Here is a 26,330-nt window from a genome sequence, read left to right as displayed (position 1 = left end):
GTCGACCTCGCAGACGAGGGTGCGCTTGCCCTGCTCCGCGGCGAGCAGGCCGAGCGAGGCGGCGATGGTGCTCTTGCCCACCCCGCCCTTGCCGGTGACGAAGAGCAGCTTGCGGTCGAGCAGCGCGGTCAACGCCGCCGGCCGATCGGGCTCGAGGTCACCGGGGCCTCGGTCAGCCGCCGAAGCCGATGCGGCGACCGGACTCCGGTGCACCGATCTCGAAGTAGGCGATCTTCTCGGCCGGCACGCCGACCTGGCGGCCCTTCTTGTCGGTGATCCAGAAGGTGGCGCTGTCGGCGATGGCCTGGTCGAGGTCGGCCTTGATGGCCGTCACGTCAGCGTCCTCGGGCAGCTCGACGTCGAGCTCCTTGGCCGTCTGGCTGACACCGATTCGCACGTCCACGGGTGATCTCCTCAGGGCTGGTCAGAACGGGGGTCATCGTAGGGCGTGGCGGCCGCCGCCCCTCCCTCCGCCGGGGCACCGGCCTCGGTGGGCTCCGACACCGGCAGCTCGTCGTGCCAGCGGGGGTGCTCCTCCAGCGCCCAGCGGCGCGGGACGGTGCCGCGGCGCATGGCCTGCATGGACACCGGGTCGGCCAGCGCCTTGAGGATGTGGCCCAGCACGAGCAGGCCGAGGCCCACGTAGCCCCAGTCGTGCACGAAGGTGGCCCCGGTGCGCCACGAGTCGCTGAGCCGGTCGTGCCACTGGAGCATGGCGCCGGTGGCGAGCATGACGGGCAACGTCCCGGCCACCAGCACGGCGTTGAGCTTCTGGCCGCCGTTGAACTTGCCGATCCGCAGGTTGCCCTGGCGGCGGATCCGCTTCCGCAGCCACCGCCAGTCGTCGGTCAGGAAGCGGCCGAGCCGTCGGGCGTCCCGCCGCAGGCCACGGTTCCAGCGTCCGGCGAGCGCCGCGGCGAAGGGGAACGGGAGCGCCAACCCGGCGTAGAGGTGCACGGTCTCCACCTGGGCCCGGCCGAAGATCCCCGACAGGGCGCCGACGTACATCAGCGAGCCGGTGGCGATCAGCGTCAGGACCAGCGTGGCGTTGGCCCAGTGCAGCCAGCGCTCCACCCGGTCGAAGCGCACCACCCAGGTGCCGTCGACCGTGTCGACCGGGCGCGGACCGGCGCGGGTGGGATCGTCGCGACGTCGTGCTCGCCCGGGCTCCGCAGTCGTCGACGACGTGGTGACCGCCTCGGTCGGTTCGGTGGGGGCGGTCACGAGCCGTGCACCTCGGGCGGGTCGTCGGAGCGGCCGTTGGAGCGCCCGACCCAGCCGTCGACGTCGTAGCCCCGCTCCTCCCAGTAGCCCGGGATCAGCTCGTCGACCACCTCGATGGTCTCGAGCCACTTGAGCGACTTGTAGCCGTACATCGGGGCCACGTAGAGCCGGACCGGGCCGCCGTGCTCGCTGGAGACGCCCTTGCCGAGCATCTCGTAGGCCACCAGCACGTCGTCGCGCCGGGCCTGGGCCAGGGTCAGCGACTCGGTGTAGGCGCCGTCGAACGAGGTCAGGCGCAGGTGGGAGCCGGCGTCCTGCACGCCGGCCCGCTCGAGCAGGTCGGCCAGCTTGACGCCCTTCCACCTCACGTCCTGGACCCGCCAGCCGGTGACGCACTGGAAGTCGGCCGTGATGCCGGTGGGCTCCATCTCCACCAGCTCCGAGTACCCGATGGTGAAGGGGTGGTCGACGAGGCCGTGGACCTTCAGCTTCCACGCGGCGCGGGACCGGTTCGGGAGGCTGCCGGTGACGGTGTAGATCCGGAACCCGCCGGCGCCGGGGATGAGCTGGGTGAGCCCTGTGGGGTCCCGAGCGGCGATCGGCGCCAGCAGCCGGGCGATCCGCTCCTGCACGCCGGCACCGAACACGACGCCGGCAGCGCCGAGACCCAGGAGCCCGAGCGCGGCCCGGCGCCCGACGGGCGTGCCGTCGGCCCCCTCCACCTCGTCGTCGCGCCTGGGCACGTCCATGCCCCGAGGGTACGGACCCGTTCCCCACCCCGGACGGTCGGGGCACCCGCCACGGCCGAGCGCACGCAACGTCGCCTCCAGCGTTCTGTCGGGAGACCGCGTCGCCCTGCGACACCGATGCCCGACAGAACCGAACGTCCGACCCAGCACCACCGTTCTGCCGGGAGACCGTGTCACTCTGCGACGCCGATCCCCGACAGAACCGTGGCGTCTCGATCGCGAAGGGGTGGTGCCTCAGCGGTCGGGGAGGTCCGGTTCGTCGGCCGACGGGCCGGCCAGGGGCGGCAGGGGAGGGAGCGGGGGCAGCGGCTCGATCTCGGGGAGGGCCGGCACGGGCTCGGCGGCCAGGTCGTCCGCCTCGGCAGCGACCTCGTCGGTGGGTGGAGGTGGAGGTGGCGGCGCGACCCAGGTCGGCACCGGCGGCAGCAGGGCACCGTCGGCGGCCGGCGTGAAGGCCGGCGCACCGCCGCCCTGGTCGAACGGTTGCTGGTCGAAGGGGGCCGGCCCGCTGCCCGGCGGCGGCGCGTACGGCGAGGCGGCTGCCGAGCCGGCGATGGGGAGGTAGGGACCGCTGCCGTGGCCGGGGATCGAGCCGGCGGTCGAGGCCGGCCAGCCGCCCCACGTCGGCGCGCCCTGGTCGAACGGGTGGACGGCCCCGGGGGCGCCGACCGTGGCGAGCCGCTGGGCGCGGCGGGCGGCGCGGCGGTCGGCGCCGTGGATGGGGCGGCGCACGGCCAGGACACCGATGCCCGTCAAGAGCGTGCCGAGGGTGATGGCGAGGTCGGCGCCGTCGTTGTCGTCGGTGACCGGTGGCTCCTCGGTGTTGGGCTGCCAGAGGTTCTCGGCGAACCGCGGGTCCGACAGGAGGCGGAAGCGGTCCCCCACCCGCTGCGGGCCGGCCAGGTGGACCCGGGCCCGGCGGTCGTGCTCACCCCGGCGGTAGGTCACCACGACGTCGCCCTCGTCTGCGGTCAGCGGTTGCGCCACGGTGACGGTCACGGGCCGGGCCCGCGCATCCAGCTCGCCGATGGGGTCCTTCTGGGCAGCGAGGCCGCCGACGAGCAGGACGAGGCCGAGGGCCAACACGGCGGCGCCCGCCCGTGACCACCGGTCGAGGTTCGGCCGGTCGGTGGGTGCCGGCAACGGGAGCGACCCCTTCGAGCGGGCCCGAGCGGCCGGGAACCAGGCGCGGCCCGAGGCCACCTCGCGGAGGGCGAGGTCCCGACCGCCGGGCTTCGTGCGCCACACGTCGACCTCTCGAGGCGCCGGGTCGGGATCGGACCCGACCACCCGGACCGTCGCCGTGGGCGGGCTCCCGGGTGCGGCGTCGAGGGGGTACAGCACCACCCGCCAGCGTCGGGGCCGCAGCCGCCCGGGACGGGGAACCGCCAGCACCCGCTCGGCCGGCGGTCCTCCGGCGAGCAGCCGCGTCGCGACGCCGATGCGGCGTCGACGGACCAGCCACCAGCCCACCAGCACGGCGTCGAGCGCCAGGAACAGGGCGGCGGTCCCGAAGATCTCGTCGACGCCGGTCGCGCTGGCATCGGGACCGCTGCCGCCGCCGCCCGGCCGGTCCTCGATGAGGATGCGGCCGGGGTCGTCGGGGTCCTGCACCAGCGACACCGGGCCGATGCGCTCAGGCGTGGCGTCGGTGACCGGCGCGTAGGCCGTCCGCAGCCGACCGTCGGTCCGGCTGCGGAACCGCACGGGGATGCGGCTGCCGTGGTCCCACGACGGGAGGACGTGTCCGCTGATCGACGGCTCGGCCAGGAGCAGTCGATCGCTGGTGCGGTCGGCCACCGTGCTGCCCACGATCAAGGTGCCCGCCAGCGACACCAGCAGGAACCACCAGATCGGCCGCTGTCGCCACCGCCGCCCGTCCGCCGTCGCCATGGCGGTGATCCTGGCAGCCCGCGCCGCTGCCCGACCAAGCACCACCTAGAGGAGGTTGAGGCCCTTGTTGTAGCGGCGGGTGGGGGCGAGGTCGACGTCGATGGTGGCGGCGATGGCGGCGAACACGCGGCCGGCCTCACCGTCGGGGTCGATGGCGGCCACGGGCTTGCCGGAGTCGGAGCCCTCGCGCACGTCGGTGAGCAGCGGGACCTGGCCGAGCAGGGGCACGTTGATCTTGTCGGCCAGCTCCTGGCCGCCGCCGGAGCCGAAGATGTCGTAGCGCTGGCCGTCGTCGCCGGTGAAGTACGACATGTTCTCGATCACGCCAGCCACCTTGAGGTTGACCTTGTCGGCCATGGCGGCGGCCCGCTGGGCCACCCGCTGGGCAGCGAGCTGCGGCGTGGTGACCACGTAGACCTCGGCCCGGGGCAGGAACTGCGACATCGAGAGCGACACGTCGCCGGTGCCCGGCGGGAGGTCGATCACGAGGTAGTCGGGGTCGTCCCAAAAGACGTCGGTGAGGAACTGCTCGAGCGCCTTGTGGAGCATGGGGCCCCGCCAGATGACGGCCTGGTCCTCACCGGCGAAGAAGCCCATGGAGATGCAGCGCACGCCGTAGGACTCCGGCGGCACGAGCATGGAGTCGATGACGGTGGGCTGCTGCTCGATACCGAGCATGCGGGGGATGGAGAAGCCCCAGACGTCGGCATCGACGATGGCCACCGACTTGCCCCGGTTGGCGAGCGAGATGGCGAGGTTGGTGGAGACCGACGACTTGCCCACGCCGCCCTTGCCCGAGGCGATGAGCAGCACGCGGGTGCGCGATGACGGATCGGCGAACGGGATGGCCCGGCCCTCGGCGTGGCCGTGGGCCTCGTGGGTGCCGGCGGTGGCGGCCGGGTTGCCGTTCAGGCTCTGGCGCAGGGCGGCCAGCTCCTCGGGCGTCATCGACGTGAAGTCGACCTGCACGGCGTCGACGCCGTCGAGCGCCAGGGCGGCGGTGCGGACCCGGGTGTTGATCTCGTTCTTGAGCGGGCAGCCCGGGGTGGTCAGGGCGATCATGATCCGGACGTTGCCGCCGGCCTGGGCGATCTCCTTGACCATCCCGAGGTCGACGATGCTGCGGTGCAGCTCAGGGTCCTCGACGGGGCGGAGGGCGTCGATGATCTCGGCTTCGGTGGGCACAGCTCGTCCTTGGTTCGGGGCTCGGTGCGGGCGTTCGGTTCCGGTGCCCAGGGATTTCCCCTACCGGCGTAGGTAGAATACCGAGGTGGTCCAGCCGTCACTCAGTCCGACCGAGTTCTCCTCGGCCGTCACCGCCATCACGGCGGCGTTCGGGGACCCCACGCGGCGAGAGATCTACCTCTTCGCCCACGGCCGGCCCGAGGGCGTGACCGCCAGCGAGGTGGCCGAGCGCTTCGAGCTCCACTCGAACGTGGCCCGCCACCACCTGGACAAGCTGGCCTCCGGCGGCCACCTCGAGGTCACCGTCGGACGGGTCCCGGGCTCCCCCGGCGCCGGTCGCCCGTCGAAGCGCTACCGCACCCACGGCGAGGCCGTGGAGCTCGACCTGCCGGTCCGCCACGACGACGTCCTGATCTCGCTGCTCGGCAAGGCCCTCGCCATGCTGCCCCCCGCCCAGGCCGAGGCCATGGCCGAGGACGTGGGCATGGAGTACGGCCGCAAGATGGCCGAGGCCATGGGCGAGGTCGGCGACGTGCAGCGCTCGTTCCGCACCGCCCTGCACGCGGTGGCCGATGCGCTGAGCGCCCACGGCTTCGCCGCCCACGCCGAGCAGCACGACGGCGGCCTGCGGATCATCAGCGACCACTGCCCCTTCGGCGATGCCGCCGTGGAGCACCCGGTGATCTGCGCGGTCGACCGCGGCATGGTGCGCGGCATGCTCGAGACGCTCTACGGCGACACCGCACCGATCACCGAGGCCTCCCGCGCCGCCGGCGACCGGGCCTGCATCACGTCCATCTCCGGCTGAGGAGCCCGGGCCCGAGGCGCCACGCCGCACCCCGAGCCTGATCGGGGCGCGCGCCCCGGTGTCCGAGACCGGCCGGCTGGGTAGTGGAGGAGCCGTGACGCGCACCCCCCACCCCCGCCGAACCTTCGCCCTCGGCCTCGCCACCGCCCTCGTCCTCGCCGCTGCGGTGGCCGCCTGCTCCAGCGGTGGCGCCCTCGGCAGCGCCCGCCAGAAGGCCATCGGCGCCATCACCAACGGCACCTGGGACTGCACGCCAGGGAAGAAGGGCGACCACCTCACCATCGAGGCCAGCAAGGACGGTTCCTTCGAGATCACCTCGAAGGAGCACGCCGAGGAGGGCCCGGCCGTGGGCTCCTGGAAGGTGGTGGACAAGAAGGTGTCGCTGAGCATCGGCCTCGCCAAGGACAAGGAGCTGGTCGACGTCCGTGGGTTCGACGACCTCAAGGCCAAGGCCGGCACCATCACGGTCCAGGACCCGAAGGACGCGGACAACAAGGCCACCTTCGAGGTCGACCTCAAGGGCACCGACACCGTGACCATCACGCCGGACGCCGCCAGCTCCAAGGAGTTCCCCTCCGGCACCTGGACCTGCGAGCGCCAGTAGCTGCGCCTCGGCCAGGAGGCCGGGCGTAGCGTCGGCGCGATGACCGACCCGTCGACCGCCGAGCTCGTCGCCCGCATCGAGGCCCTCGAAGCACAGGTGACCTACCTGGCCCACCACCTCGGCCTGACGCCCACCAACCCCGGGCCGGGTGCGGCCGCCGCGGTCGCCGACCCGATGGCCGACGTGGTGTCGCTGGTGCGCACCGGCAAGAAGATCGAGGCCATCAAGCGCTACCGGGAGATCTACGGGGTGGGCCTCAAAGAGGCCAAGACCGCCGTCGACCGCATCGGCTGAGCGCCGCCACCGCTGCGTGGCCGCCGTCGGCGGGCGCTGCCGGGCGGGCGGTCGTAGCCTCCGGGCATGGCTGATGCAGGGGCTCCCCAGGTCGACACCGATCCCGCGGTGGACCACGACCCACCGGTGCTGATCGTCGGCGGGACGGTGTTCGACGGGTCCGGCGAGCGGGCCGGGCTGCGCGCCGACGTGCTGGTGCGCGACGGCATCGTCGCCCAGATCGGGCTCGACCTGCCGGTGCCCGACGGCGCCACGGTCGTCGACGCCACGGGCAAGTGGGTGACGCCCGGCTTCGTCGACCTGCACACCCACTACGACGCCGAGATCGAGATCGCTCCTGCGCTGGGAGAGAGCGTCCGCCACGGCGTGACCTCGGTGCTGGTGGGCTCCTGCGGCCTCAGCTTCGCCATGGGCACGCCCGAGGACCTGGCCGACCAGTTCTGCCGGGTGGAGGCCGTGCCCTACGACACCGTGCTCCCGCTGCTGGAGAAGGTGAAGGACTGGGAGACGCCGGCGGAGTACCTCGACCACCTCGACTCGCTCCCGCTCGGCCCGAACGTCACCGCCATGTTCGGCCACTCCGCCGTACGGGTGGCGGTCATGGGCCTGGGCCGCTCGGTCGACGACGACGTGAAGCCCACCGGCGCCGAGCTCGACGCCATGACCGACCACCTGCAGGGCGCGCTGGACGCCGGCTACCTGGGCATGAGCTTCAACACGCTCCCCTGGGACAAGCTCGACGGCGACCGCTACCGCTCGAAGAGCACGCCGTCGGTGTACGCCAAGTGGAAGGAGTACCGGCACTTCGCCAAGGTGCTCCGATCCCGGGGCAAGGTCATGCAGATGGTCCCCGACCTGGCCGGCCGCTGGAACATCCCGCTGATCGGGCTCATCTCCACCGGCGTCCGGCGCCGGTCGCTGAAGATGATGGTGATCTCGATGGTCGACTCGGTCGCCATGCGGGGCACGCACCGCATGGCCGGGGCCATGACCAGCTTCCTGAACGACCGCCTCGGCGCCGAGATGCGCTGGCAGTCGCTGCCGCTCCCGTTCGAGCTCTGGGTCGACGGCATGGAGGTCCCCGTGATGGAGGAGCTCGGCGCCGGCACCCAGGCCCTCCACGAGACCGACCTCGAGGCGCGCAAGGCGCTGCTTGCCGACCCGGCGTGGCGCGAGATGTTCAAGAAGCAGTGGAGCAACCCGCTGTCACCGAAGGCCTGGCACCGCGACCTCGACGAGCCCAAGATCATCGACTGCCCGGACCCGGCGCTCGTCGGACGGTCGTTCGCCTCGGTGGCAAAGGAGCGGGGCATCGAGCCGCTCGACTGCTTCCTCGACCTCCAGCAGGAGTTCGGCAACGACCTCCGCTGGTACACCGTGGTCGGCAACGACCGGCTGAAGGAGCTGGAGTACGTGGTCACCCACCCCACGGTGCTCATCGGCTTCTCCGACGCCGGCGCCCACCTGCGGAACATGGCGTACTACGACTTCCCGCTGCACCTGCTGCGCCTCCAGGTCCGGGCCGAGGCCGAAGGTCGCGACCTCATGTCGCCCGAGCGCGCCGTCCACCGCCTCACCGGCGAGATCGCCGACTACCTCGGCATCGACGCCGGCCACCTCGAGGTGGGGCGCCGGGCCGACGTGGTGGTGGTCGACCCCACCACGCTCGACGACCGCCTCGATCCCATCAGCGAGGACGAGATGGTGGGCATGCCCGACCTCCAACGCCTCGTCCGCCGCCACGACGACTGCGTCCCGGCCGTCCTGGTCAACGGCCGCCTCGCCTGGCACGACGGCGCCTTCGCCCCTGGCTTCGGCGACCGCAAGGGCTACGGCCACGTCCTCCGCTCCCTGACCTGACGACGGTGCCGGGCCGTCGGGACGGCGAGCAGGAGACCGGCCATCGGTAGCGTGCTCGTGTGAGCAGCCGGAGCTACCTGGACTTCGCCTCGACGTCGCCCCTTCGGCCCGAGGCGCTGGCGGCCGTGGTGGCGGCGTTGCAGCACCTGTCGGGGGACCCGGGCCGGATCCACGAAGAGGGCCTCGCCTCGCGCGTGGCGTTGGAGCAGGCACGCGACCAGGTGGCCGGCCTGCTCGGCACCCGGGGCCGGTCGGTGGTGTTCACCAGCTCGGCCTCCGAGGCCATCGCTGCCGCCACGTGGGGCGCAGCCGACCGGGCTCGCGGCCGGTCGGCCGATCCCTCCGCACCCACCCACCAGGTGGTGACCGCGGTGGAGCACTCGGCCGTGCGCTTCGGCGCCGAGCGGGCCGGCGAGGTCACGATCGTGCCCGTCGACGGCTTCGGCCGGGTCGACGCCGAGGCCGTCCTGGCTGCCATCCGGCCCGACACCGCGGCGGTCCACGTCCAGTGGGGCAACCACGAGGTCGGCACGGTGCAGCCGGTGGCCGACGTGGTGGCCGGGTGCCGCGAGCGCAAGGTGCTGGTCCACGTCGACGCCGCCCAGGCCGCCGGCCGGGTGCCCATCGGGTTCGACGCCCTCGGCGCCGACCTGCTCAGCGTCAGCGGCCACAAGCTCGGCGGTCCGGCCGGCACGGGGGCCCTGCTCGTGCGCCGCGGCCTCCGCCTCGCCCCGCTGCTGGTCGGTGGCGACCAGGAGCGGGCTCGCCGCGCCGGCCTGGAGCCGGTGGCCGCCCTGGTGGGCTTCGGCGCCGCCTGCGCCGCGCTCTCGGCCCCGGCAACCGGTGGGGAGACCGGCCCTCCTGAGGCCGGCCCCGGCACCAGTTCGGCGGGTGCCGGCACGCGGTTGGACGCGGAAGCGGCGGCGGCGTCGGTGCTGACGGATCGGATCCGGGCGGGGCTGGCCGAGCTCGACGGGGTGCACGCCTACGGCGACCCGGTCCACCGGCTGCCGCACCTGGTGTGCGTGGGCATCGACGGGATCGAACCGCAGGGGGTGCTGCTCGGCCTCGACCGGGCCGGGGTGGCGGCCCACTCGGGCAGCGCCTGCTCGTCGGAGTCGCTGGAGCCCTCGCCGGTGCTCGAGGCCATGGGCGTCGACGCCCACCGGTCGCTGCGCCTGTCGGTGGGCTGGACCACCACGGCCGCAGACGTCGACCGCGCCCTGGCGGCCTTGGCCGTGACCATCGACCGGCTGCGCGCGCTGGCCGCCGGGGCCTGATCCGGGGCAGGCTGTCGACCCGGCCGGCGGCAGCCGGGACCCTCCCCCGCTTCTCCGGCGCTGCGGCGTCGCTCCCCCGCACGGAACCGCCCGATGTTGATCCACCTCATCCGCCATGCCCACGCCGGCAGTCGCAAGGACTGGAAGGGGGATGACGAGCTGCGGCCGCTGTCGCGCCGGGGGGAGCGCCAGGCCGAGGTCATCGACCGCGCCCTGGCCGACGCCGGCATCGACCTCCTGTGGAGCAGCCGGTTCGTGCGTTGCGTCCAGACGCTCGATCCCCTGGCGCACCGACTGGGCCTCGCCGTCGACACCACCGACGACCTGACGGAAGGCGGGTCCGGGCCCAAGGCGCTCGATGCCCTGCTGGCGGCCGCCGAGGCCGGTCACGTCGTGGCGGCGTCGAGCCACGGCGACGTCATCCCCGAGATCGTCGACGAGGCGGTGCGCCGCGGCGCGGAGCTGCACGGCCCGTCGTCGCCCAGCAAAGCTGCCCGCTACGAGCTCACCGTCGTCGACGGACGGGTGACCCACCTTCGCCACGTCCCTGCCCCCGACGGCCACACCTGACCGCTTCGGCCGCCGGCCGGCTCAGCCGGCCGGGACCGGGTCAGCCGGGCGTCGTCGTGGTGGTGACGGGGCCGAGCGGCACCGAGGTGGTGGCTCCGGGGACCGTGGTGGTGGTGCCCCCGCCGGCCAGCGCGGTGTCGATCTGGCCGTCGAGGTCGAACTGCGTGATCAGGGCCTCGGCCTCCGACGACGGCTTGCGAGCCCGGAAGTCGGCCAGGTACCGCTTGGCCTCGGCGTACTGCCCGTGGCGGAAGGCGATGATGGCGCGGAACGCCCGGGCGTAGCTGTAGCCCGGGTCCGAGGTCACCGCCCGCTCCACCATCGAGCCGGCGGCGTCCTGCAGCTCGGCGGCCTGGGCGGCGGGAACGTAGTCCGCCGACAGCTCGAGCTGCCAGGACAGCCAGGTGAGGGCCACCACGTTCTTGGGGTCGTCGTCGAGCACGGCCCGGAAGCAGGCGATGGGCTTCGACGGCGCTTGCGGGTCCATCTGCTGCACGCAGGCCTGGGCCTTCTGGCTCGGCGTCTGCTGCGTGTCGACGCCGCCGGTGATGGTGTCACCGGCCTTGCGCGCCCCCAACGAGCTCGCGACCAGCAGGCCGGCCACCACCGCGAACAGGATCACGGCGCCGAAGGTGGCGAGGGTGCGCCCGCGGCCCTTGCCGGTCCGGGCGTCGGCGAAGGCGGCCCGCTGCTCGTCGATGGCCCGCAGGGTCTCGGCGGCCCGCCCGGTGTAGTCGTCGCGGAGCTCGCGGTAGTCGTCGTCCTCGAGGTCCCCGGCGTCGTGCTCGCGCTCGAGGTCCTGGAGCGACCGGAGCAGGAAGTCCCGCTGCTCCTCGAGCGCCGCCAGCTCGTCCGGGTCGAGCCGGGCCGGGCCCTTGGAGCCGGACCCGGTGGCGGCCCTGGTCCCCTTCGGCCGGGTGGACGGGCCGCCGGTGCGGCCGGTGGGCTCGGGACCGCGCCGGGGACCGCCGCCGGCGGTGGTGGTCACGACCCGGCCCCGGGATCGTCGTCCGGAGCACCTGGATCAACGGCACCGCGCCGGGGCTCGACACCGCCCGCCGGCACGACGAGCCCGCCCAGGGCCTCGGCCACCAGGTCACGGTCGGCGTCGGTGGTGGCGATGGCGGAGGGCCGCCAGTCACCGAAGCGCAGGACGAGGGCGCCGACGGCGATGACCGCAGCGGCCACCGGCACGCCCCACACGAGGGCACCGAAGCCCTTGCCCGCCGGGTCGAGCAGCACCTCGCGGCCGAACTTCGACGCCACGAAGTCGCGGATCTGCTCGTCGCTCTGGCCCGCCTTCACCCGCTCGCGCACGATCACCTTCACGCCCTTGGACGACGGGGTGTCGCTGTTGGCCACCGACTGGCTGGAGCACTGCGGGCACCGGAGGCTGGCCTCGATGTCCTGGATGCGCTGCTCGTCGGTGCGCGGCTTGCCGCCGAACGTGCCGATGCCGAGGGCCACGAGCACCACCAGCGCCATGGCCAACCAGGGCGCCCAGCGCGCCAGGCCGGCCTTCGAGCCTGGGCCGCTCACGAGCCGCCCGCCTGCTTCTCGTAGAGGTCGATCAGGGAGTTCAGGCCGGTGCGGGTGACGCCGCCGACGAAGCGCTCGACCACCACGCCGGTGGGCGAGACCAGGTACGACTCCGGCACCTTGGCCACGCCCCAGTAGAACGCGGTGCGGCCCTGGTCGGAGCCGAGGACGGTCCAGTCGCCGCCGTTCTTCTCGAAGAACGCGTCCACGTCGGAGGCCTTGTCGTCGTAGACCACGCTCACGACCTGGGCGTCGCCCTTGGCCGCGTGCTCCTTCTCGAACGCCTTGAGCTCCGGGTGCTCCTGGATGCACGGCACGCACCAGGTGGCGAAGAAGTTCACGACGGTCCAGCCCTCGGAGGTGCCCAGGTCGACCGGCTGGCCCCGGACCACGTCGCCGTCGAGCGCCGGGGCCCGCTTGCCGATGAGGTTGCTCTCGGTGACCCGCTCGCCGCTGTGCCGGGTGGCCAGCAGCACCACGAGCAGCGCGATGACCACGCCGACCACCACCGCGGCGATGAGCGTGGGCCGGGAGCGCTTGGGGCGCACCGGTGCCGCGGCCGGGGCGGTCACGCCCCGGCTCCGACGGGCACGGGATCGTCCTGGGGCTCGGCGTCGGGCTTGCCGCCGGCGGCGGGGACCGGAGCCGAGGTGGGGTCGATGGGGCGACGGCGCTTGCCGGGGAAGGCGGCCATGACCGAGCCGACGGCCATGACCGCGCCGCCGGTCCAGAGCCACACGATCATCGGCTGGACCACGACCTTGAGGGCGATGGAGCCGCTGGCGGTGGGCGGGTCGGTGATGGACAGCAGCGTGCTGTCGATGGGCGAGTTGCGCACCGACGGCTTGCCGATCTGCTGGGTGCCGTTGGGGAACTGCTGGAGGGTGGGGTGAAAGATCTTGCCGTCGACCCGGAACTCGCCGCCGACCTCGGCCCGGGCGGCGGTGGCGCCGCTGGTGGCCCGCACGTAGGTGATCTCGTGGCCCTTGACGGTGATGGTGGACGGGCAGCCCTCCTCGGCCACCAGGCACATCCGGGCGTCCCGCTCGACGGAGTAGCTGTTCGCCGAGGCGAAGGCCACGCCGATCATCAGCACGCCGATGTGGACGATCATGCCGCCGTTGGTGCGCCCCACCAGGCCCCGCCACCCCTGGCGGCGGGTGGCCAGGGCGAGCTGGCGCAGGGCGGCGCCACCGGCGAAGCCGGCGAGGAAGAAGGCCAGCAGCGGGGCGAAGCCCCGGGCGCCGACGACCACCGCGAACACCAGCACCGCGGTGCCGATCCAGCCCGGCCACAGCAGGCGGGTGCGCAGGGTCTCGGTGGAGGCCTTGCGCCACGGCAGGACCGGGGCCATGGCCATGAGGAACAGCAGCACCAGCCCGATGGGCATGGTCATGCGCTCGAAGTACGGCACGCCGACGGTGACGCGGTCGTTGGTGAGCGCCTCGGAGATCAGCGGGAACACCGTGCCCAGCAGGACCACGAAGGCGAAGCCGGCGAACACGATGTTGTTGAGCAGGAACGCGCCCTCGCGCGACGCCGGCGAGTCGATGCGGGCCGGGGACCGCAGCCGGTCGCCCCGCCAGCCCACCAGGCCGACGGTGACCAGCACGATGAGCCCGAAGAAGCCGAGCAGCAGCGGGCCGATGGTGGAGTCGGAGAAGGCGTGGACCGAGTCGACGACGCCGGACCGGGTGAGGAACGTGCCCAGGATGGTGAGGGCGAACGTGGCGCACAGCAGCGACAGGTTCCAGACCCGGAGCATGCCGCGGCGCTCCTGCACCATGACCGAGTGGATGAAGGCGGTGCCGGTGAGCCACGGCAGGAACGAGGCGTTCTCCACCGGGTCCCACGCCCAGAAGCCGCCCCAGCCCAGGACCTCGTGGGACCACCAGGAGCCGAGCACGATGCCGATGGTGAGGAACGTCCAGGCGAAGAGCGTCCAGCGCCGGGTCTCCACCAGCCAGCCCTCGCCGAGGCGCCCGGTGACGAGCGCGGCGATGGCGAACGCGAACGGCACGGTGAAGCCCACGTAGCCGAGGTAGAGCATCGGCGGGTGGAACGCCATGAGCGGGTGGTTCTGCAGCAGCGGGTTCGGGCCGGGGCCGGCGGTGGGCACGTCGGCCAGCGTCTTGAACGGGTTGGCCGGGCCCAGCATGAGCCCGAAGAAGAACAGGCACACCACGAACATGGTGAGCATGGCCCACGCCACCAGCGGGTCGCCGAGGCGGGCCCGGAACTTCCACATGACCGCCACCGTGTAGCCGGCCAGGATCAGCGCCCAGAGGAGGATCGACCCCTCGAGGGCCGACCAGAGGGTGGCGAAGTTGTAGAGCGCCGGGGTGTCGGCCGAGCCGTTGGTGGCCACGAACTTGAGGCTGAAGTCGCGGGTGATGAGCGCCCGCTCCATGGCGGCGAAGGAGACCAGCGCGCCGCCCAGCACCATCAGCGCGTAGGTGCGCGACATCTTGAGCAGGTCGGTGCGACCGCCCCGCAGGCCGACGGCGAGGGTGATGATCGCGCCGAGCGAGCCGACGAGGCCGAGGACGACGCCGCCGGTTCCGAAGGCGGCGTTCACGAGGAGGGCTTCTTGGCCGTCTCGTCGGCCTGCTTGACCCGGTCCGGGTGCTCCTTCTCGTACTCGCCGTCCTTGTCGGCCTTCTTGTAGTCCTCGGTGTGCTTCACGAGCAGCCGGGAGCTGTCGAAGGCGGTGCCGGCGGTGTTCCAGTGCCCTTCGACCACCACGGGCAGGCCGGCCTTGAACAGGGCGGGCTCGGTGCCGGTGTGGACCACCTTCACCGCGACGCCCTTGTAGGCCACGGTGAACGTGGTGGGCTGGTCGCCGTCGCCCTCCTTCGGGTCGCCGACCACGACGCCCTGGAGGCGGAAGGTGCTGCTGCCCAGCTGGGCCTTCTGGGCCACCGCTTCGTCGGCGTTCTTGTAGTACAGCGTGGCGCCGCGGGCCTGCACGAAGATGAACACGGCCACGCCGCCGAGCAGCACCAGCACGGCCACCGCGCCCCAGCGCCGGCCCGTGGCGCGGCTGCGAGCAGCGGTGCCGTCGGCCCGGGGGGTGAGGTCGAGGCCGCCGTCGTCGAGGTCGCGGTCGTCGGGGCCGAGCTCGGAGGGGGTCACATCCACCGCCGGTCCTCGGGCGGGAGCTGGCGCCCCACCTTGCGGCCCCGCACGATGGTCCAGATGGCGTAGAGGAGGATCACGCCCACCACCAGCGCGTAGGCGGCGGCGACGTAGCTCCACTCGTTGGGGTCGGCCTCGGCAGCGGCGAGCAGCAGGGCGTTCACGGGTTCGTCCCCTTCTGGGCGGCGGCGGCGAGCGGGGCGCCGGCCTGGGGCCGGTCGGCGACGGCCTCGGCGCGGCGCTCGGCGAGGGCGACGTCGAGGCCCTTGGACTCGAGGCGGGCCTCGGCGTACTGGAGCCGGAAGCGGTGGATCATCAGCCAGACGTAGAGCGCCACGCCCAGCAGCAGCCCGAACATGAGGGCGAACAGCTTGCCGCCGTCGATGGTGGGGTCGAACCGGCTGATCGTGGCCTCCTGGTGCAGGCCCCGCCACCAGGTGACCGAGTAGTGCACGATCGGCACGTTGGCGAAGGCGACCAGGCCGACGATGGCGGCCCGCTTGGCCCGCACGACGGGGTCGAGGATGGCCCGCCGCAGGGCCAGGTAGCCGATGTAGACGACGAGCATGAGCAGCGTGCTGGTGAGGCGGGCGTCCCACTCCCACCACGTGCCCCAGGCGATCTTGCCCCAGATGGACCCGGTGGCGAGGGTGAGGGCGGTGAAGACCACGCCGACCTCGGCGGAGGCGGCGGCGAGGCTGTCCCAGCCCTCGGTCTTCTTCCAGAGGTACATGACGCTGGCCAGGGCGGTCATGAAGAACGCCAGGTAGCAGGCGTTGGCCACCGGCACGTGGACGTACATGATCCGCACCATCTCGCCCATGGCGTTCTCGGAGGCGCCGGCGCCGCTGTCGGGCGGCGAGATCACCAGCGCCACGGCTAGGAACACCACGACCGAGACCGACAGGACGATCCCGAACCGGCGGCTGCCGGGGGACGCGGTGCCGTCCGGGTGCACGCGGAGCAACCCGGCTCCGGAGCCGGTCTCACGGTCCTCGAGGGGACCGCCGGTGGTGGTGTTCACGATTCCTCCAGGAGGGTTTCGAAGGCAAAGATCCCGATCGCCAGGTAAAGGAGTGCGAAAACCACCAGGAGCCCGAACCAGCGCCAGCCTTCGCCGGAGCTCCGGTCGTAGGCGGCGGCGAAGGCCTGGGTGGCGGCGATCAGCACGGGGGCGACCACGGGGAGCAGGAGCAGGGGCAGGAGCGTGTCGCGGGCCCGCATGCCGGCCGACAGCACGCCGTAGAGGCTGCCGACCGCGGCGAGGCCGGCGGTGGCCGCCAGGCAGGTTGCCACCAGCAGCACCGGGCCGTGCGGCGTGGTGCCGTAGAAGAACGTGACGCCGACCCCGAGGACGAGCTCGAGCGCCAGCAGGTGCACGGCGATGCCGGCCGCCTTGCCGAGGAAGATCCCGGCCGGGTCGAGGCCCGAGAGCCGGAGGGCGTCGGTGACGCCGTCGGCCGCCTCCACCGCGAACGCCCGCTGGAGGGCGAGCAGGGTCGAGAAGAGCACGGCCAGCCAGAAGAGGCCGGGGGTGGCCTCGCCCAGGATGCGCCGGTCGGGGTCGAGGGCGAAGGCGAACAGCACGAGGACCAGGACCGCGAACGGCAGCACCTGGCTGGTGATCACGCGGCTGCGCCACTCGAGGCGCAGGTCCTTGCCCACCACCAGGGCGGCGTCGCGGAACAGGGTGCTGGGCGTGCCGGCGCTCACGACACCACCGCCTCGGGGTCCGGCTCGACGGCGGGCTCGGCGCCCGTGGGCGCCGGGGCTCCGGGCGCCGCGGTCCCGGCCGGGGACCGGTCGACGGCGACGGTGCCGCCGGCGATGGTGATCGTGCGGTGGGCGACGGCCTGGGCCCGGTCGAGCTCGTGGGAGGCGAACAGCACGGTGGCGCCGGCGGCCACCGCGTCGGCCATGAGCGAGTCGACCAGGTCACGGCCGTCCTGGTCGAGGGCGGCGTGGGGCTCGTCGAGCAGCCACAGCTCGGGGCGGCGGGCCACCATCACCGCCAGCGACGTGCGGCGGCGCTGGCCGGCCGAGAGGCGGGCGACGGCGACGTCCGCGAGGCGCCCGGCCAGGCCGAGGCGGGCCATGGCGGCATCGGCGTCGGCGTCGTGGGCCCGTCCGGCGCGGGCCCAGAAGCGCACGTTGTCGGCGACGGTGAGGTCCTCGTAGAGCCCGCTGGCGTGGCCGAGCAGGCCCACGCGGTGGCGCACGGCCCGCCGATCGGCCCGCAGGTCGACGCCCAGCACCGACGCGTCGCCCTCGACCACCGGCACCAGCCCCGCGCAGGCCCGCAGGACGGTGGTCTTGCCGGCGCCGTTCGGCCCTTGCAGGAGCACGATCTCGCCGCGGGCGACGTCGAGATCGACGCCGGCCAGAGCGGGAAAGCGCCCGAGGAGGCAGACCGCACCGCGGAAGTCGACAACAGGCTCCATGGGCGAACCCAACGGTACCGGTGCCCCTGCGGCGGGGACGAACCCGGACGGGTGGTCATCGGTCTCGGATCGGACGAACCGGACCCGCGCCAAGCGTTCGGGTGACAGCACCTAACGTGCCCGCCGTGGGATGGAGGATCGTAGGCGGCATCGGGCGGACGCTCATCACGGCGGGCACCCTGATCCTCCTCTTCGTGGCGTACCAGCTCTGGGGCACCGGCCTGCAGGAGGCCAAGGCCCAGGACAAGCTCTCCGACGAGTTCGCCCGCGTCGAGGCCCAGATCAACAAGGACCAGGCGACGTCGACCACCACGACGGCGCCGGCCACCACCACGACGACGCTGCCGGGCACCACGCCGCAGATCAAGGTCGAGAAGACCGAGCTGGCCGGCAACGTGCCGTTGCCGAAGTACGGCGACGCCATCGGCACCATCGAGATCCCCCGCATCGGCATCACCCGCACCATCGTCGAGGGCATCACCGTCGAGGAGCTGGGCCGGGGCCCGGGCCACTACCCCGAGAGCCCGCTGCCGGGCCAGAAGGGCAACGTGGCCATCGCCGGGCACCGCACCACCTACGGGCAGCCGTTCCACAACATCGACAAGTTGGAGAACGGCGACCAGATCCTCTTCAAGACCCACCAGGGCGAGTTCGTCTACGAGGTGGCCGGCACCGAGATCGTGAAGCCCACCGACGTGCGGGTCCTCGAGGACCAGGGCGACAACCGGGTCACGCTCATCGCCTGCCACCCGAAGTACTCGCTCAAGGAGCGGATCATCGTCCACGCCATCCTGGTCGGGAAGCCGGCGCCGGACATCGTGGGCCAGAAGGAAGCGCGCGAGAAGGCGGCCAAGACCGACAGCAAGGACCCCTTCGCCAAGGCCAACGACATCGACGGCGGTGCCGCCAACTCGAAGGCCTCCAAGGGACCGGCCGTCAAGTGGGGCCTGGCCTGCGCCCTGGTCTGGCTGCTGAGCTGGCTGGTGCAGGTCCTCATCCGGCGTCGCACGCGGGCCCGGGTGGAGGGCACCCCGTCCCGGCTCCAGCGGCTGACGTCGTGGTCGCCGTACCTGGTGGGCGGCCCGGTCTTCCTGGTCCTGCTGTACGTGTTCTTCGAGAACTTCGCCCGCCTCCTCCCCGGCGCCTACTAGCGCCTCCGAGCCCGGCCGAGCTCAGCGAGGCGGCGTGGCTACTGGCCGCGGAAGGTGGGGGTGCGGCGGTTGCGGAAGGCGTCGAGGCCCTCGGCGAAGTCCTCCGAGGTCCACGCCCGGTCGAAGGCCGCAGCGATCTCGTCGTCGGCGCCCGGCGTGGCCTCGAGGCGGTTGAGCATGAGCTTGTGGCCGGCGATGGTCAGCGGCGCCAGGGCGGCGATGCGCTCGGCCCACTCGAGCGCCTCGGGCCGCGCTCCCTCGCGGTTCACCAGGCCGAGCCGCAGCGCCTCGGCCCCGGTGACCACCTCGGCGGCCAGCAGGATGGCCCGGGCCGTGCTGGGCCCGGCCAGGGTGGCCACCCGCTGCACGGTCCAGTGGTTGACCATGAGGCCGAGCTTGGCAGCGGGGATGCCGAAGCTGGCCGTGGCGGTGGCCACCCGCAGGTCGCAGGCCACCGCCAGCTGGGTGCCGGCGCCGAGGGCGGCGCCCTCGATGGCGGCGATGGTGGGGAACGACACGTCGCGCAGGCGGTCGAGCACGCCCTGGAGGAGGGTGGCGAAGCTGGCGTCCTCGACGCCGGTCAGGTCGGCGCCGGCGCAGAAGTGGCCGGCGGAACCGGTGAGCACCAGCACCCGGGTGGGGCGGGCGGCGGCCGCCTCGAGGACCTCGGTGAGCTCGGCCAGCGTGGCGTGGTCGACGGCGTTGCGGCGCTCGGGGCGGTCGAGGGTGACGACGGTGATGGCATCGCCTTCGCCATGGGTCTCGGTGTGCACGGTCATCGTCGGCCAGCCCTCCAGGTCGTCCAGCGCCGACCGGCGACCCTAGCCAGCGCCCGCCCACGCCTCGCCAGCCCGCCGCGGGTGCCCGGCCCGGCCGGGAAATCCGCGAGCCGGGCGTCGGAGGACGGGTTCGGGGGACGATGGGAGGGTGATGGCCCGCCCCACCGACCCCAGCGCCCGCCCGGGCCCGATGGTCCGCCCGTGACCGCGGCACCCGACACGCGGGCCGCGGGCGCCGCGCTCCTGGCCGGCTACGACCGGTCGCTGCCCCAGGTGTACGGCTACCTCGTGGCCCGCTGCCACGTGCCGGCCGTGGCCGAGGACCTGGCGTCGGAGACCTACCTGGCCGCCATCGACGCCATCGAGAAGGGCACCCTGCGCGAGCCCACCACCGCCTGGCTGATCGGTGTCGCCCGCCACAAGCTGGTGGACCACTGGCGCCGCCTGGCCCGGGAGGAGCGCCGGCTCACCGCGGTGGCCGACCTGGTCGAGGTGGTCGACGACCCGTGGGACGTCCGGCTGGAGGCCGGCCACGCCCGCCACGTGCTGGCGGGCCTCGGCGCCCACCACCGCAGCGCCCTGGTGCTGCGCTACCTCGACGGGCTCTCGGTGCCCGAGGTGGCCGCCACCCTCGGCCGCACCGTCCACGCCACCGAGGCGCTGCTCGTGCGGGCCCGGCGAGCGTTCCGCGCCGCCTACGAGCCCGACGACGCCGTCGAGGCCGACCGATCCACCGACGACCCCGAGGGAGGTGCCCGATGACCGATCCGCACGACCCGCTCGACCACGGCGAGGCACCGTTCGCCGCGCTGCGCCTCCCGGCGACCCCGCTCGCCCCCCGTCCCGGCTTCGCCGACGAGCTGCGTCGCCGGCTCGAGGCCCGGCTCTCCCCCACCCCACCCCCCACCACCCAGGAGGCACCCACCGTGTCCACCACCGAACCGCTCACCGCCCCCGCCCCGTCACCCCTCGTGCCCTACCTCTCCGTCGCCGGCGCCGCCGAGGCGCTCGACTGGTACCGCGACGTGTTCGGCGCCATCGAGACCACCCGGTTCGTCGGCGACGACGGCCGGGTCGGCCACGCCGAGATCGCGATCGGCACCGCCCGGCTCTACCTGGCCGACGAGTTCCCCGAGATGGGCGTGACCGGGCCGATCACCCAGGGCGGCACCACCGTCGCCCTGCACCTCGAGGTGGCCGAGGTCGACCACACCTACGAGCGGGCCGTCGCCGCCGGCGCCACCGCCCTGCGGCCCCCGGCCGACCAGGGCCACGGCAACCGCAACGCCACCATCACCGACCCGTTCGGCCACCGCTGGATGCTCTCGCAGCCCATCGACGCCGCCCGCACCGAGGTCGCCCTCGAGGAGAAGGGCGCCGGCGGCGACGGCAGCGACTGGACCGTCAGCGGCCGCCAGCCCGTGGAGCCGGGCTACCTGGTCCTGCACACCGCCGACCTCAGCCGGGCCCGGGCCTTCTTCTCGGCCCTGTTCGACTGGGAGATCGAGACGGGCGGCGCCGGCGGCGGCCACGTGGGCAACACCCGGTTCCCGCTGGGCATCGCCCCTCCGGGCGACGACTCGGCCGAACGGCTGGACTCGGCGTCGGCCACCACCGTCTACTTCCGGGTGGACGACCTCGACCTCTACGCCCAGCGGGTGGTGGACCTGGGCGGCCAGGTCCTGGCCCGCAACGCCTACGACTCCGGCGGCAACGTCGAGTGCGCCGACGACCAGGGCTACCGCTTCGACCTCTGGCTCCCCGCTCCCGGCTACTGAGCCGGGAAGGGTCTCAGGCCACCGGTTCCGCCGCGGGCTCGGGGACCGGGTCGGGGACGTCGGCGGCCAGCAGCTCGGCGAGGGTCGCGTCGGCGTCCTCGACGCGGTCCGGGCCCGGCGGGCGCGGCGCGTAGAGGGCGTCGTCGAGGACGTGGCCGACGGCGACCAGGCGGGGGTCGCGGTAGCGCAGGGCGAGGGCGCGGGCGTACGCCAGGCCGGTCTCGCTGGGCGCCCGGGCCCGCCCGACCCGGGCGCCGAGGGCGTCGAGGCGGGCGTCGGCCGTGGCGGGCCAGCCCACCGGGCGCCGGGCCCGCCGGCGCAGCCAGCGCCGGCCGAGCACGTAGGCGGGGCCGGCCACCGCAGCCACGACCGCCACGCCGAGCAGCAGGTAGAGGGCGTGGTCGGCCAGCCACTCGGTCCAGGTGCTGCCGGTCTGGCTGGTGCCGGCGAGCGGCACGTCGGCCGTGGGGTCGAACGGCACCCACCCGACCTCGGGGAACCACACCTCGGCCCAGGCGTGGGCGTCGCGGCCGCGCACCTGGTAGCTCCCGGTCACCCGGTCCCGATCCTCGGGCACGAAGCCGGTGACCAGCCGGGCCGGCAGGCCGTCGGCCCGGGCCAGCACCACCAGGCTGGACGCGATCTGCTCGCACCAGCCCTCCTTGGAGGTGAAGAGGAAGTGGTCGACCACGTCGACGCCCTCGGGCGAGAGCGGGGCATCGAGGGAGTACTCCGTGCGGGCCCCCATCCACCGCTCGAGGGCGACGACCTTGTCGTAGGTGGTGGTGGCGTCGCCGACGGCGTCCTTGGCGGCCTGGCGGACCCGCTCGGAGGTGATCGGCGCCTCGGCGTACTGCTGGAGGATGGCCGCCGGCACGTCGCCCCGCACGTTGCGCAGGCGCTCCTCGGTGAGCGCCGGGCGGCGGCTCTGCACCTTGTAGGTGGCCCCCTGGCCCAGGGCCGGGCCCACGGTGGTGAGCGTGCCGTCGGCCCGCTGGGCGAGCGGGCCGGTGGCGTCGACGCGCACCGCGCTCGGGGCGGCGAACACGATGTCGGAGTAGTCGGCCTCGATGCGGAACGTCTGGGTGAAGGACTCCTCGCCGCTGGCACCCAGGTCGCCGGGGAACGCCTCGACGTCCCCGGAGCCGTCGAGGGCCATGCGCGAAGGCTCGCTGCGCGTCCAGCGGCGACCATCCCAGCGATCGAAGGTCTCGCCCCGCCAGAACGTCGCCCGGTCGGCGTCGACGGTGAAGAGCACCTCGTCCGACAGCTCGGGGCGCCGGGTCATGTCGAGGCTGTCGGTCGCGCGCAGCGAGGCCCCCGCCGTGTCCGAGCGGTCGAGGCGCGGCCCGTCGCCGGGCTTGGTGGCGTCGGCCAGGTGGGGCAGGGCGATCGGCGTGAGCAGGACGGCGAACACGACGACCGTGGCGCCGACGAGGACGAACGTGCGTGCCGTCGAAGCCGGCCGCGCCCGGCCCTGCCCCGTCACGGGGCTGGCCCACCCGGTGGGTGCAGCCGCCTGCCGGCCCGGCGCGGGCGCGGCCGGGCCGCCGGGATCGGCCGCCGTCGAGCCCGGCGGGAGCAGCGCCGGCTGGGCGCCCGTGGCCAGGCGGTCCGTGAGCACGAAGACCGCCACCGACGCCACCACCCACACGAGCACGGCTTGGCTGCCGCTGGCGACGGTGCCGTCGAAGGCCCCGAAGCGCACCAGCAGCGCACCGCCGACCACCACGAGCAGGCGGCTGGCCAGGCGGATCGAGACCGACTGCAGCCCGAAGACCACGAGCGCCGCGACGACCACCCCCGCCAGGAGGCCGACGCCCGGATCTCCTCCTCGGTGCGAGACCGCAGCCTGGCCGGCGACCGCCAGCTCGATCCCGGTGGCCGCCATGATCGCCGGAGCCATCCAGGCCGGCTGGCCACGCCGGTCAGCCGCCACCGGTCGGCCCGGGCCCCCTGGGGGCGCGGCGGTCACGAGCCGATCTCCACGACGGGCCAACCCTCGGGCGCCGCGCCCGGGGCGCCGGGCGTGGCCCGAGCCAGCCGGCGCCCGGCGTCGAGCGGGGTGCGGACCCGACCGGTGACGGGCCCAGCCGCCTCAGCCGTGCAGAGCATGAGGTCGCCGCCGGCCGCCAGCACGGCACGGCACGCCGAGCGCGTAGGGACGCGGCGCGCTCGGTGTCGTCGCCGAGCGCCGTGAGGTCGACCACCACGGCCTGGCCCAGCGGGGTGGGCGGCTCGAGCTCGCGCACCACCAGCTCGCCCAGGCGCGCCGAGGACGGCCAGTGCACGAGGTGCGACGGGTCGCCGCTGACGTAGGGCCGCACCGAGCGGACCAGGTCGCCGGTGAGCGCCGCCGTGGTGAGGTGGCCGGAGCCGCCCTCGACCGGGGCCGGGGCCGGCAGCCACGTCACGGCCAGCGCCCGGGGCGCCACCTCCACCGCCATCGGCAGCTCGATGGCGTGCACCCGGTGCGCCGCGAGCACGCCCAACGGCGCGGTGACGCGGACCTCGATGCGGACGACCTGGAACACGCCCCGGTGGTCGGCCAGGTGCAGGACCCGACCGCCGCCCGGGGCGGCGGCGCGGTGCCACGGACCGGTGGGATCGAGGGCCCGCACCTCCAGGCCGGCGACCCGGCCGAGCAGCCGCACGTCGACGTCGACCTCTTCGCCCACCGTGGCGTCCCGGGCCGAGGTCGCCTCGATGCGCACCCGGCGGACCAGCACGAGCGGCGCCACGATCCCCAGCGCCAGCACGCCGACGAGCGCCGCCCACACGATCACCACGACCTCGTGGTCGGCCGAGGTGGGCGGCGACAGGGCGCCGGCCACGACCGCAGCCACCAGCACCGCGCCCACCGGCGTGAGCCGGCTGCCGCCCACGCGGTCGTAGCCACCGCCCCGGGCCGGCAGCGATCGCGGCCGCCGGGCCGCCGCTGCGCCGTGGGTGCCGGGCGTCGGCGCGGGCGCAGGCTCCGGCGGCACCTCGACGCCGGCGATGCGCAACGGGGCGCGGGGCGAGGACGACCAGCGGGCCCGCCTCCGGGTCGGCGCCGGCCTCCACGTCAGGGACGGGGGACGGGGGTCCGGGCGACGACGTCGGCGATGATCCGGCGGGCGGCGGCCGTGTCGACCGACCCGCCGACCGCCACGCGGTGGGCGAAGGCGGCGCCGGCCACGGCCTGCACGTCGTCCGGCGTGAGGTGCGAGCGGCCGGCCACAACAGCGTGGGCCCGGGCGGCGTGGAGCAAGCCGGTGGAGGCACGGGGCGAGGCGCCCACCGTCAGCTCCGGGTGGGTGCGGGTGGCGGCCGTGAGGTCGAGCACGTACTCCACCAGGGCGGGAGCCACGAACACGTGGCGGACCGCCAGCACGGCGGCGGCGACCTCATCCGGCGTGGTCACCGATGCGAGGGCACCGAGCACCTCGGCGCCGCCCTGGCCGGTGAGGATCTCGCGCTCGGCGGCCCGGTCCGGCAGGCCCATCGACAGCACCAGGGCGAAGCGGTCGAGCTGGCTCTCCGGCAGCGGGAAGGTGCCGATCTGGCCGTAGGGGTTCTGGGTGGCGATGCAGAAGAACGGGTCCGGCAGGCCGTAGGTGGTGCCGTCGATGCTGACCTGGTGCTCCTCCATGGGCTCGAGCAGCGCCGCCTGGGTGCGCGGCGAGGCGCGGTTCACCTCGTCGACCAGGACCACGTTGGCGAACAGGGGCCCGGCCCGGAAGTTCCACGATCCGTCGACCGGGGCGTACACCGACGTGCCGGTGATGTCGCTCGGCAGCAGGTCCGGCGTGCACTGCACCCGGCCGAACCGGCCGCCGATGGCGGTGGCCAGGCTCTTGGCCAGCAGGGTCTTGCCCGTGCCGGGGAGGTCTTCGACGAGCAGGTGGCCACCGGCCAGCAGCGCCACCACCGAGAGGCGCACCACCTCGTCCTTGCCCCGCACCACCGAGCCGACGGCGCCGACGAGCGAGGCGGCGAGGGCGACCGCGACCGAGGGATCGCCCTCGGGGTCGGCGGGCATCGAGGAAGGGGCGGCCACCTGGCTCATGGGGGCCCAGCCTGGCACGGCCGCCGCCGTTCCACGCAGGCGCGACCGGGTGAGATCCGCCCGCCGGCCAGCCGCCGCCTCAGCGGTCGGCGGCCCAGCGGGGCGGGCGCTTCTCCTGGAAGGCGGCGATGCCCTCGGCGGCGTCCTCGGTGGAGGCGGTCACGGTGAGCAGGGGGTGCAGGAGGCGGAGGGCCTCTTCGGCCGCCAGGTCCCAGCTGCCGTAGAAGCTGTCCCGCCCGAGCTTGAGGGCGACCGGGCTCTTGGCGGCGAGGGTGGCGGCCAGGTCGGCCACCTCGATCTCCAGGCGGCCCACCGGGACGACGCTGGTGACGAACCCCAGGTGCTCGGCCTCGTCCGCGCCTACCCGGCGGCCGGTCATCATCAGCTCGAGCGCCTTCTTGGGCGGCATCGAGCGCGTGAGGGGCACGGTGATCATGTGCGGCCAGAGGCCGACGTCGATCTCCGGCGTGCCGAAGACGGCGTCGTCGGCCGCCACCACCAGGTCGCACGCCAGGGCCAGCCCGAACCCGCCGGCGAGGGCGTAGCCACGGACGCGAGCGATGGTGGGCTTGCCCAGCTCCCAGAGGTCGCGGAACAGCAGGGCCAGCTCTCCGCGGGCGTCGTGCAGGGCGGCGTAGCCCGCGCCCTCGGCCATGCCCGACAGGTCGGCGCCGGCGCAGAAGGCCTTCTCCCCTGCACCCGTGAGCACCACCACCCGCACGTCGGGGTCGGCCTTGGCGTCGGCCAGCGCCCGGCGGATGTCGCCCATCACGGCCCAGGACAGGGCGTTGCGCTTCTCGGGGCGGTTGATGGTGAGGGTGGCCACGTGCTCCGCCACCCGCACCAGCAGCTCGGGTTCGCTCATGGGCGGCGACCGTAGTGCGGCTACCGGCGAGGGCCCCGGGTGCGCAGCACGATGATCAGCAGCAGGACGATGACGACCACCACGAGGTACTTCACCCGGCGACCGTACCGTCCGGCCGGGC

Annotated in this window: 28 protein-coding genes and 1 pseudogene; 9 read left to right on the top strand and 20 right to left on the bottom strand. The window is 74.0% G+C overall.

Annotated features, from left to right (window positions below; translation table 11 throughout):
• Positions 1 to 27: 27 nt before the first annotated feature.
• The 6 genes and pseudogenes from KSP35_RS24895 to KSP35_RS22020 all read right to left on the bottom strand — a co-directional run.
• Positions 28 to 81: pseudogene (locus tag KSP35_RS24895) on the bottom strand (hypothetical protein); the annotation flags it as partial.
• 91 nt (positions 82 to 172) lie between these two features.
• A complete protein-coding gene (locus tag KSP35_RS22040) occupies positions 173 to 403 on the bottom strand; it encodes a DUF3107 domain-containing protein (protein WP_216997911.1) in 231 nt (76 codons plus the stop codon).
• A gap of 11 nt (positions 404 to 414) precedes the next feature.
• Positions 415 to 1,224: a cytochrome b/b6 domain-containing protein gene (locus KSP35_RS22035; RefSeq protein WP_216997910.1), complete on the bottom strand. Its 810-nt coding sequence runs from the start codon at positions 1,222 to 1,224 to the stop codon at positions 415 to 417.
• Positions 1,221 to 1,973 carry a molybdopterin-dependent oxidoreductase gene (locus KSP35_RS22030; RefSeq protein WP_216997909.1) on the bottom strand — a complete coding sequence of 251 codons (753 nt, stop codon included), beginning with the start codon at positions 1,971 to 1,973 and terminating at the stop codon, positions 1,221 to 1,223. Before KSP35_RS22030 ends, KSP35_RS22035 begins: the two co-directional genes overlap by 4 nt.
• Before the next feature lie 234 nt (positions 1,974 to 2,207).
• On the bottom strand, positions 2,208 to 3,866 hold the full coding sequence (locus KSP35_RS22025) for a hypothetical protein (RefSeq protein ID WP_216997908.1): 1,659 nt from the start codon (positions 3,864 to 3,866) through the stop codon (positions 2,208 to 2,210).
• Positions 3,867 to 3,911: 45 nt separating this feature from the next.
• Positions 3,912 to 5,051, bottom strand: a complete 1,140-nt coding sequence (locus tag KSP35_RS22020; protein WP_254126878.1) for an Mrp/NBP35 family ATP-binding protein — start codon at positions 5,049 to 5,051, stop codon at positions 3,912 to 3,914.
• A gap of 85 nt (positions 5,052 to 5,136) precedes the next feature.
• On the opposite strand from KSP35_RS22020, the gene KSP35_RS22015 reads away from it, so the two are divergent.
• The 6 genes from KSP35_RS22015 (at position 5,137) to KSP35_RS21990 (ending at position 10,467) form a co-directional block, all read left to right on the top strand.
• Positions 5,137 to 5,859, top strand: coding sequence for a metalloregulator ArsR/SmtB family transcription factor (locus KSP35_RS22015; protein WP_216997907.1), 723 nt, complete (start codon positions 5,137 to 5,139; stop codon positions 5,857 to 5,859).
• 94 nt (positions 5,860 to 5,953) lie between these two features.
• Entirely contained in the window at positions 5,954 to 6,463 is a 510-nt protein-coding gene (locus tag KSP35_RS25330; protein ID WP_216997906.1) for a hypothetical protein, read from the top strand.
• Between the two features lie 39 nt (positions 6,464 to 6,502).
• Entirely contained in the window at positions 6,503 to 6,757 is a 255-nt protein-coding gene (locus tag KSP35_RS22005) for a ribosomal protein L7/L12 (RefSeq protein ID WP_216997905.1), read from the top strand.
• Positions 6,758 to 6,823: 66 nt separating this feature from the next.
• A complete protein-coding gene (locus KSP35_RS22000; protein WP_216997904.1) occupies positions 6,824 to 8,617 on the top strand; it encodes an amidohydrolase family protein in 1,794 nt (597 codons plus the stop codon).
• A gap of 59 nt (positions 8,618 to 8,676) precedes the next feature.
• Positions 8,677 to 9,897, top strand: a complete 1,221-nt coding sequence (locus KSP35_RS21995) for a cysteine desulfurase family protein (RefSeq protein WP_216997903.1) — start codon at positions 8,677 to 8,679, stop codon at positions 9,895 to 9,897.
• Positions 9,898 to 9,990: 93 nt separating this feature from the next.
• Entirely contained in the window at positions 9,991 to 10,467 is a 477-nt protein-coding gene (locus tag KSP35_RS21990) for a histidine phosphatase family protein (RefSeq protein WP_216997902.1), read from the top strand.
• A gap of 40 nt (positions 10,468 to 10,507) precedes the next feature.
• On the opposite strand, the gene KSP35_RS21985 is transcribed toward KSP35_RS21990, so the two are convergent.
• The 9 genes from KSP35_RS21985 to ccmA are packed head-to-tail and all read right to left on the bottom strand — an operon-like array spanning position 10,508 to position 17,585.
• Positions 10,508 to 11,455 carry a hypothetical protein gene (locus KSP35_RS21985; RefSeq protein ID WP_216997901.1) on the bottom strand — a complete coding sequence of 316 codons (948 nt, stop codon included), beginning with the start codon at positions 11,453 to 11,455 and terminating at the stop codon, positions 10,508 to 10,510.
• Complete coding sequence (locus KSP35_RS21980; RefSeq protein ID WP_216997900.1) at positions 11,452 to 12,006, bottom strand: cytochrome c-type biogenesis protein CcmH; 555 nt, start codon at positions 12,004 to 12,006, stop codon at positions 11,452 to 11,454. The genes KSP35_RS21985 and KSP35_RS21980 overlap by 4 nt, the downstream gene beginning before the upstream one ends.
• Positions 12,003 to 12,578: a TlpA disulfide reductase family protein gene (locus KSP35_RS21975; protein WP_216997899.1), complete on the bottom strand. Its 576-nt coding sequence runs from the start codon at positions 12,576 to 12,578 to the stop codon at positions 12,003 to 12,005. The genes KSP35_RS21980 and KSP35_RS21975 overlap by 4 nt, the downstream gene beginning before the upstream one ends.
• Positions 12,575 to 14,584 carry a heme lyase CcmF/NrfE family subunit gene (locus tag KSP35_RS21970; RefSeq protein ID WP_216997898.1) on the bottom strand — a complete coding sequence of 670 codons (2,010 nt, stop codon included), beginning with the start codon at positions 14,582 to 14,584 and terminating at the stop codon, positions 12,575 to 12,577. The genes KSP35_RS21975 and KSP35_RS21970 overlap by 4 nt, the downstream gene beginning before the upstream one ends.
• Positions 14,581 to 15,147, bottom strand: coding sequence for a cytochrome c maturation protein CcmE (locus KSP35_RS21965; protein WP_216997897.1), 567 nt, complete (start codon positions 15,145 to 15,147; stop codon positions 14,581 to 14,583). The genes KSP35_RS21970 and KSP35_RS21965 overlap by 4 nt, the downstream gene beginning before the upstream one ends.
• A complete protein-coding gene (locus KSP35_RS21960) occupies positions 15,138 to 15,308 on the bottom strand; it encodes a heme exporter protein CcmD (protein ID WP_216997896.1) in 171 nt (56 codons plus the stop codon). Before KSP35_RS21960 ends, KSP35_RS21965 begins: the two co-directional genes overlap by 10 nt.
• Positions 15,305 to 16,168, bottom strand: a complete 864-nt coding sequence (ccsA, locus tag KSP35_RS21955; RefSeq protein WP_216997895.1) for a cytochrome c biogenesis protein CcsA — start codon at positions 16,166 to 16,168, stop codon at positions 15,305 to 15,307. Before ccsA ends, KSP35_RS21960 begins: the two co-directional genes overlap by 4 nt.
• Entirely contained in the window at positions 16,165 to 16,857 is a 693-nt protein-coding gene (locus tag KSP35_RS21950) for a heme exporter protein CcmB (RefSeq protein ID WP_216997894.1), read from the bottom strand. The genes ccsA and KSP35_RS21950 overlap by 4 nt, the downstream gene beginning before the upstream one ends.
• Positions 16,854 to 17,585, bottom strand: a complete 732-nt coding sequence (gene ccmA / locus KSP35_RS21945; RefSeq protein ID WP_216997893.1) for a heme ABC exporter ATP-binding protein CcmA — start codon at positions 17,583 to 17,585, stop codon at positions 16,854 to 16,856. The genes KSP35_RS21950 and ccmA overlap by 4 nt, the downstream gene beginning before the upstream one ends.
• 125 nt (positions 17,586 to 17,710) lie before the next feature.
• On the opposite strand from ccmA, the gene KSP35_RS21940 reads away from it, so the two are divergent.
• On the top strand, positions 17,711 to 18,736 hold the full coding sequence (locus KSP35_RS21940; RefSeq protein WP_216997892.1) for a class E sortase: 1,026 nt from the start codon (positions 17,711 to 17,713) through the stop codon (positions 18,734 to 18,736).
• A gap of 38 nt (positions 18,737 to 18,774) precedes the next feature.
• Here KSP35_RS21940 and KSP35_RS21935 read toward each other — a convergent pair whose 3' ends face one another.
• Positions 18,775 to 19,515, bottom strand: a complete 741-nt coding sequence (locus KSP35_RS21935) for an enoyl-CoA hydratase-related protein (protein ID WP_216997891.1) — start codon at positions 19,513 to 19,515, stop codon at positions 18,775 to 18,777.
• A gap of 201 nt (positions 19,516 to 19,716) precedes the next feature.
• On the opposite strand from KSP35_RS21935, the gene KSP35_RS21930 reads away from it, so the two are divergent.
• Complete coding sequence (locus tag KSP35_RS21930) at positions 19,717 to 20,277, top strand: RNA polymerase sigma factor (RefSeq protein WP_216997890.1); 561 nt, start codon at positions 19,717 to 19,719, stop codon at positions 20,275 to 20,277.
• On the top strand, positions 20,274 to 21,293 hold the full coding sequence (locus KSP35_RS21925) for a VOC family protein (protein WP_216997889.1): 1,020 nt from the start codon (positions 20,274 to 20,276) through the stop codon (positions 21,291 to 21,293). Before KSP35_RS21930 ends, KSP35_RS21925 begins: the two co-directional genes overlap by 4 nt.
• A gap of 13 nt (positions 21,294 to 21,306) precedes the next feature.
• Here KSP35_RS21925 and KSP35_RS21920 read toward each other — a convergent pair whose 3' ends face one another.
• From KSP35_RS21920 to KSP35_RS21905, 4 genes are all read right to left on the bottom strand, one after another.
• The gene (locus KSP35_RS21920) at positions 21,307 to 23,199 is read right to left on the bottom strand and encodes a transglutaminaseTgpA domain-containing protein (protein WP_216997888.1); all 1,893 of its coding nucleotides are present in this window, start codon (positions 23,197 to 23,199) and stop codon (positions 21,307 to 21,309) included.
• 22 nt (positions 23,200 to 23,221) lie between these two features.
• Positions 23,222 to 24,301, bottom strand: coding sequence for a DUF58 domain-containing protein (locus tag KSP35_RS21915; RefSeq protein ID WP_216997887.1), 1,080 nt, complete (start codon positions 24,299 to 24,301; stop codon positions 23,222 to 23,224).
• 59 nt (positions 24,302 to 24,360) lie between these two features.
• Positions 24,361 to 25,344: a MoxR family ATPase gene (locus tag KSP35_RS21910; protein ID WP_254126877.1), complete on the bottom strand. Its 984-nt coding sequence runs from the start codon at positions 25,342 to 25,344 to the stop codon at positions 24,361 to 24,363.
• A 79-nt stretch (positions 25,345 to 25,423) separates the two neighbouring features.
• Positions 25,424 to 26,209 carry an enoyl-CoA hydratase/isomerase family protein gene (locus KSP35_RS21905; protein WP_216997886.1) on the bottom strand — a complete coding sequence of 262 codons (786 nt, stop codon included), beginning with the start codon at positions 26,207 to 26,209 and terminating at the stop codon, positions 25,424 to 25,426.
• Between the last annotated feature and the right edge of the window lie 121 nt (positions 26,210 to 26,330).

The organism is Aquihabitans sp. G128 (assembly GCF_019048865.1).
Classification (GTDB): domain Bacteria; phylum Actinomycetota; class Acidimicrobiia; order Acidimicrobiales; family Iamiaceae; genus Aquihabitans.
Note: the sequence above shows the minus strand (reverse complement) of the source record. Positions and strands in the feature narration are given on the sequence as shown.

What these genes read in the sequence shown, in the direction of transcription:
- KSP35_RS21935 (WP_216997891.1), bottom strand. Translation starts at nt 19,515, where the DNA reads ATGACCGTGCACACCGAGACCCATGGCGAAGGCGATGCCATCACCGTC.
- KSP35_RS22005 (WP_216997905.1), top strand. Translation starts at nt 6,503, where the DNA reads ATGACCGACCCGTCGACCGCCGAGCTCGTCGCCCGCATCGAGGCCCTC.
- KSP35_RS21990 (WP_216997902.1), top strand. Translation starts at nt 9,991, where the DNA reads ATGTTGATCCACCTCATCCGCCATGCCCACGCCGGCAGTCGCAAGGAC.
- KSP35_RS22025 (WP_216997908.1), bottom strand. Translation starts at nt 3,866, where the DNA reads ATGGCGACGGCGGACGGGCGGCGGTGGCGACAGCGGCCGATCTGGTGG.
- KSP35_RS21925 (WP_216997889.1), top strand. Translation starts at nt 20,274, where the DNA reads ATGACCGATCCGCACGACCCGCTCGACCACGGCGAGGCACCGTTCGCC.
- KSP35_RS21905 (WP_216997886.1), bottom strand. Translation starts at nt 26,209, where the DNA reads ATGAGCGAACCCGAGCTGCTGGTGCGGGTGGCGGAGCACGTGGCCACC.
- KSP35_RS21920 (WP_216997888.1), bottom strand. Translation starts at nt 23,199, where the DNA reads ATGGCTCCGGCGATCATGGCGGCCACCGGGATCGAGCTGGCGGTCGCC.
- KSP35_RS22000 (WP_216997904.1), top strand. Translation starts at nt 6,824, where the DNA reads ATGGCTGATGCAGGGGCTCCCCAGGTCGACACCGATCCCGCGGTGGAC.
- KSP35_RS22030 (WP_216997909.1), bottom strand. Translation starts at nt 1,973, where the DNA reads ATGGACGTGCCCAGGCGCGACGACGAGGTGGAGGGGGCCGACGGCACG.
- KSP35_RS21910 (WP_254126877.1), bottom strand. Translation starts at nt 25,344, where the DNA reads ATGAGCCAGGTGGCCGCCCCTTCCTCGATGCCCGCCGACCCCGAGGGC.
- ccmA (WP_216997893.1), bottom strand. Translation starts at nt 17,585, where the DNA reads ATGGAGCCTGTTGTCGACTTCCGCGGTGCGGTCTGCCTCCTCGGGCGC.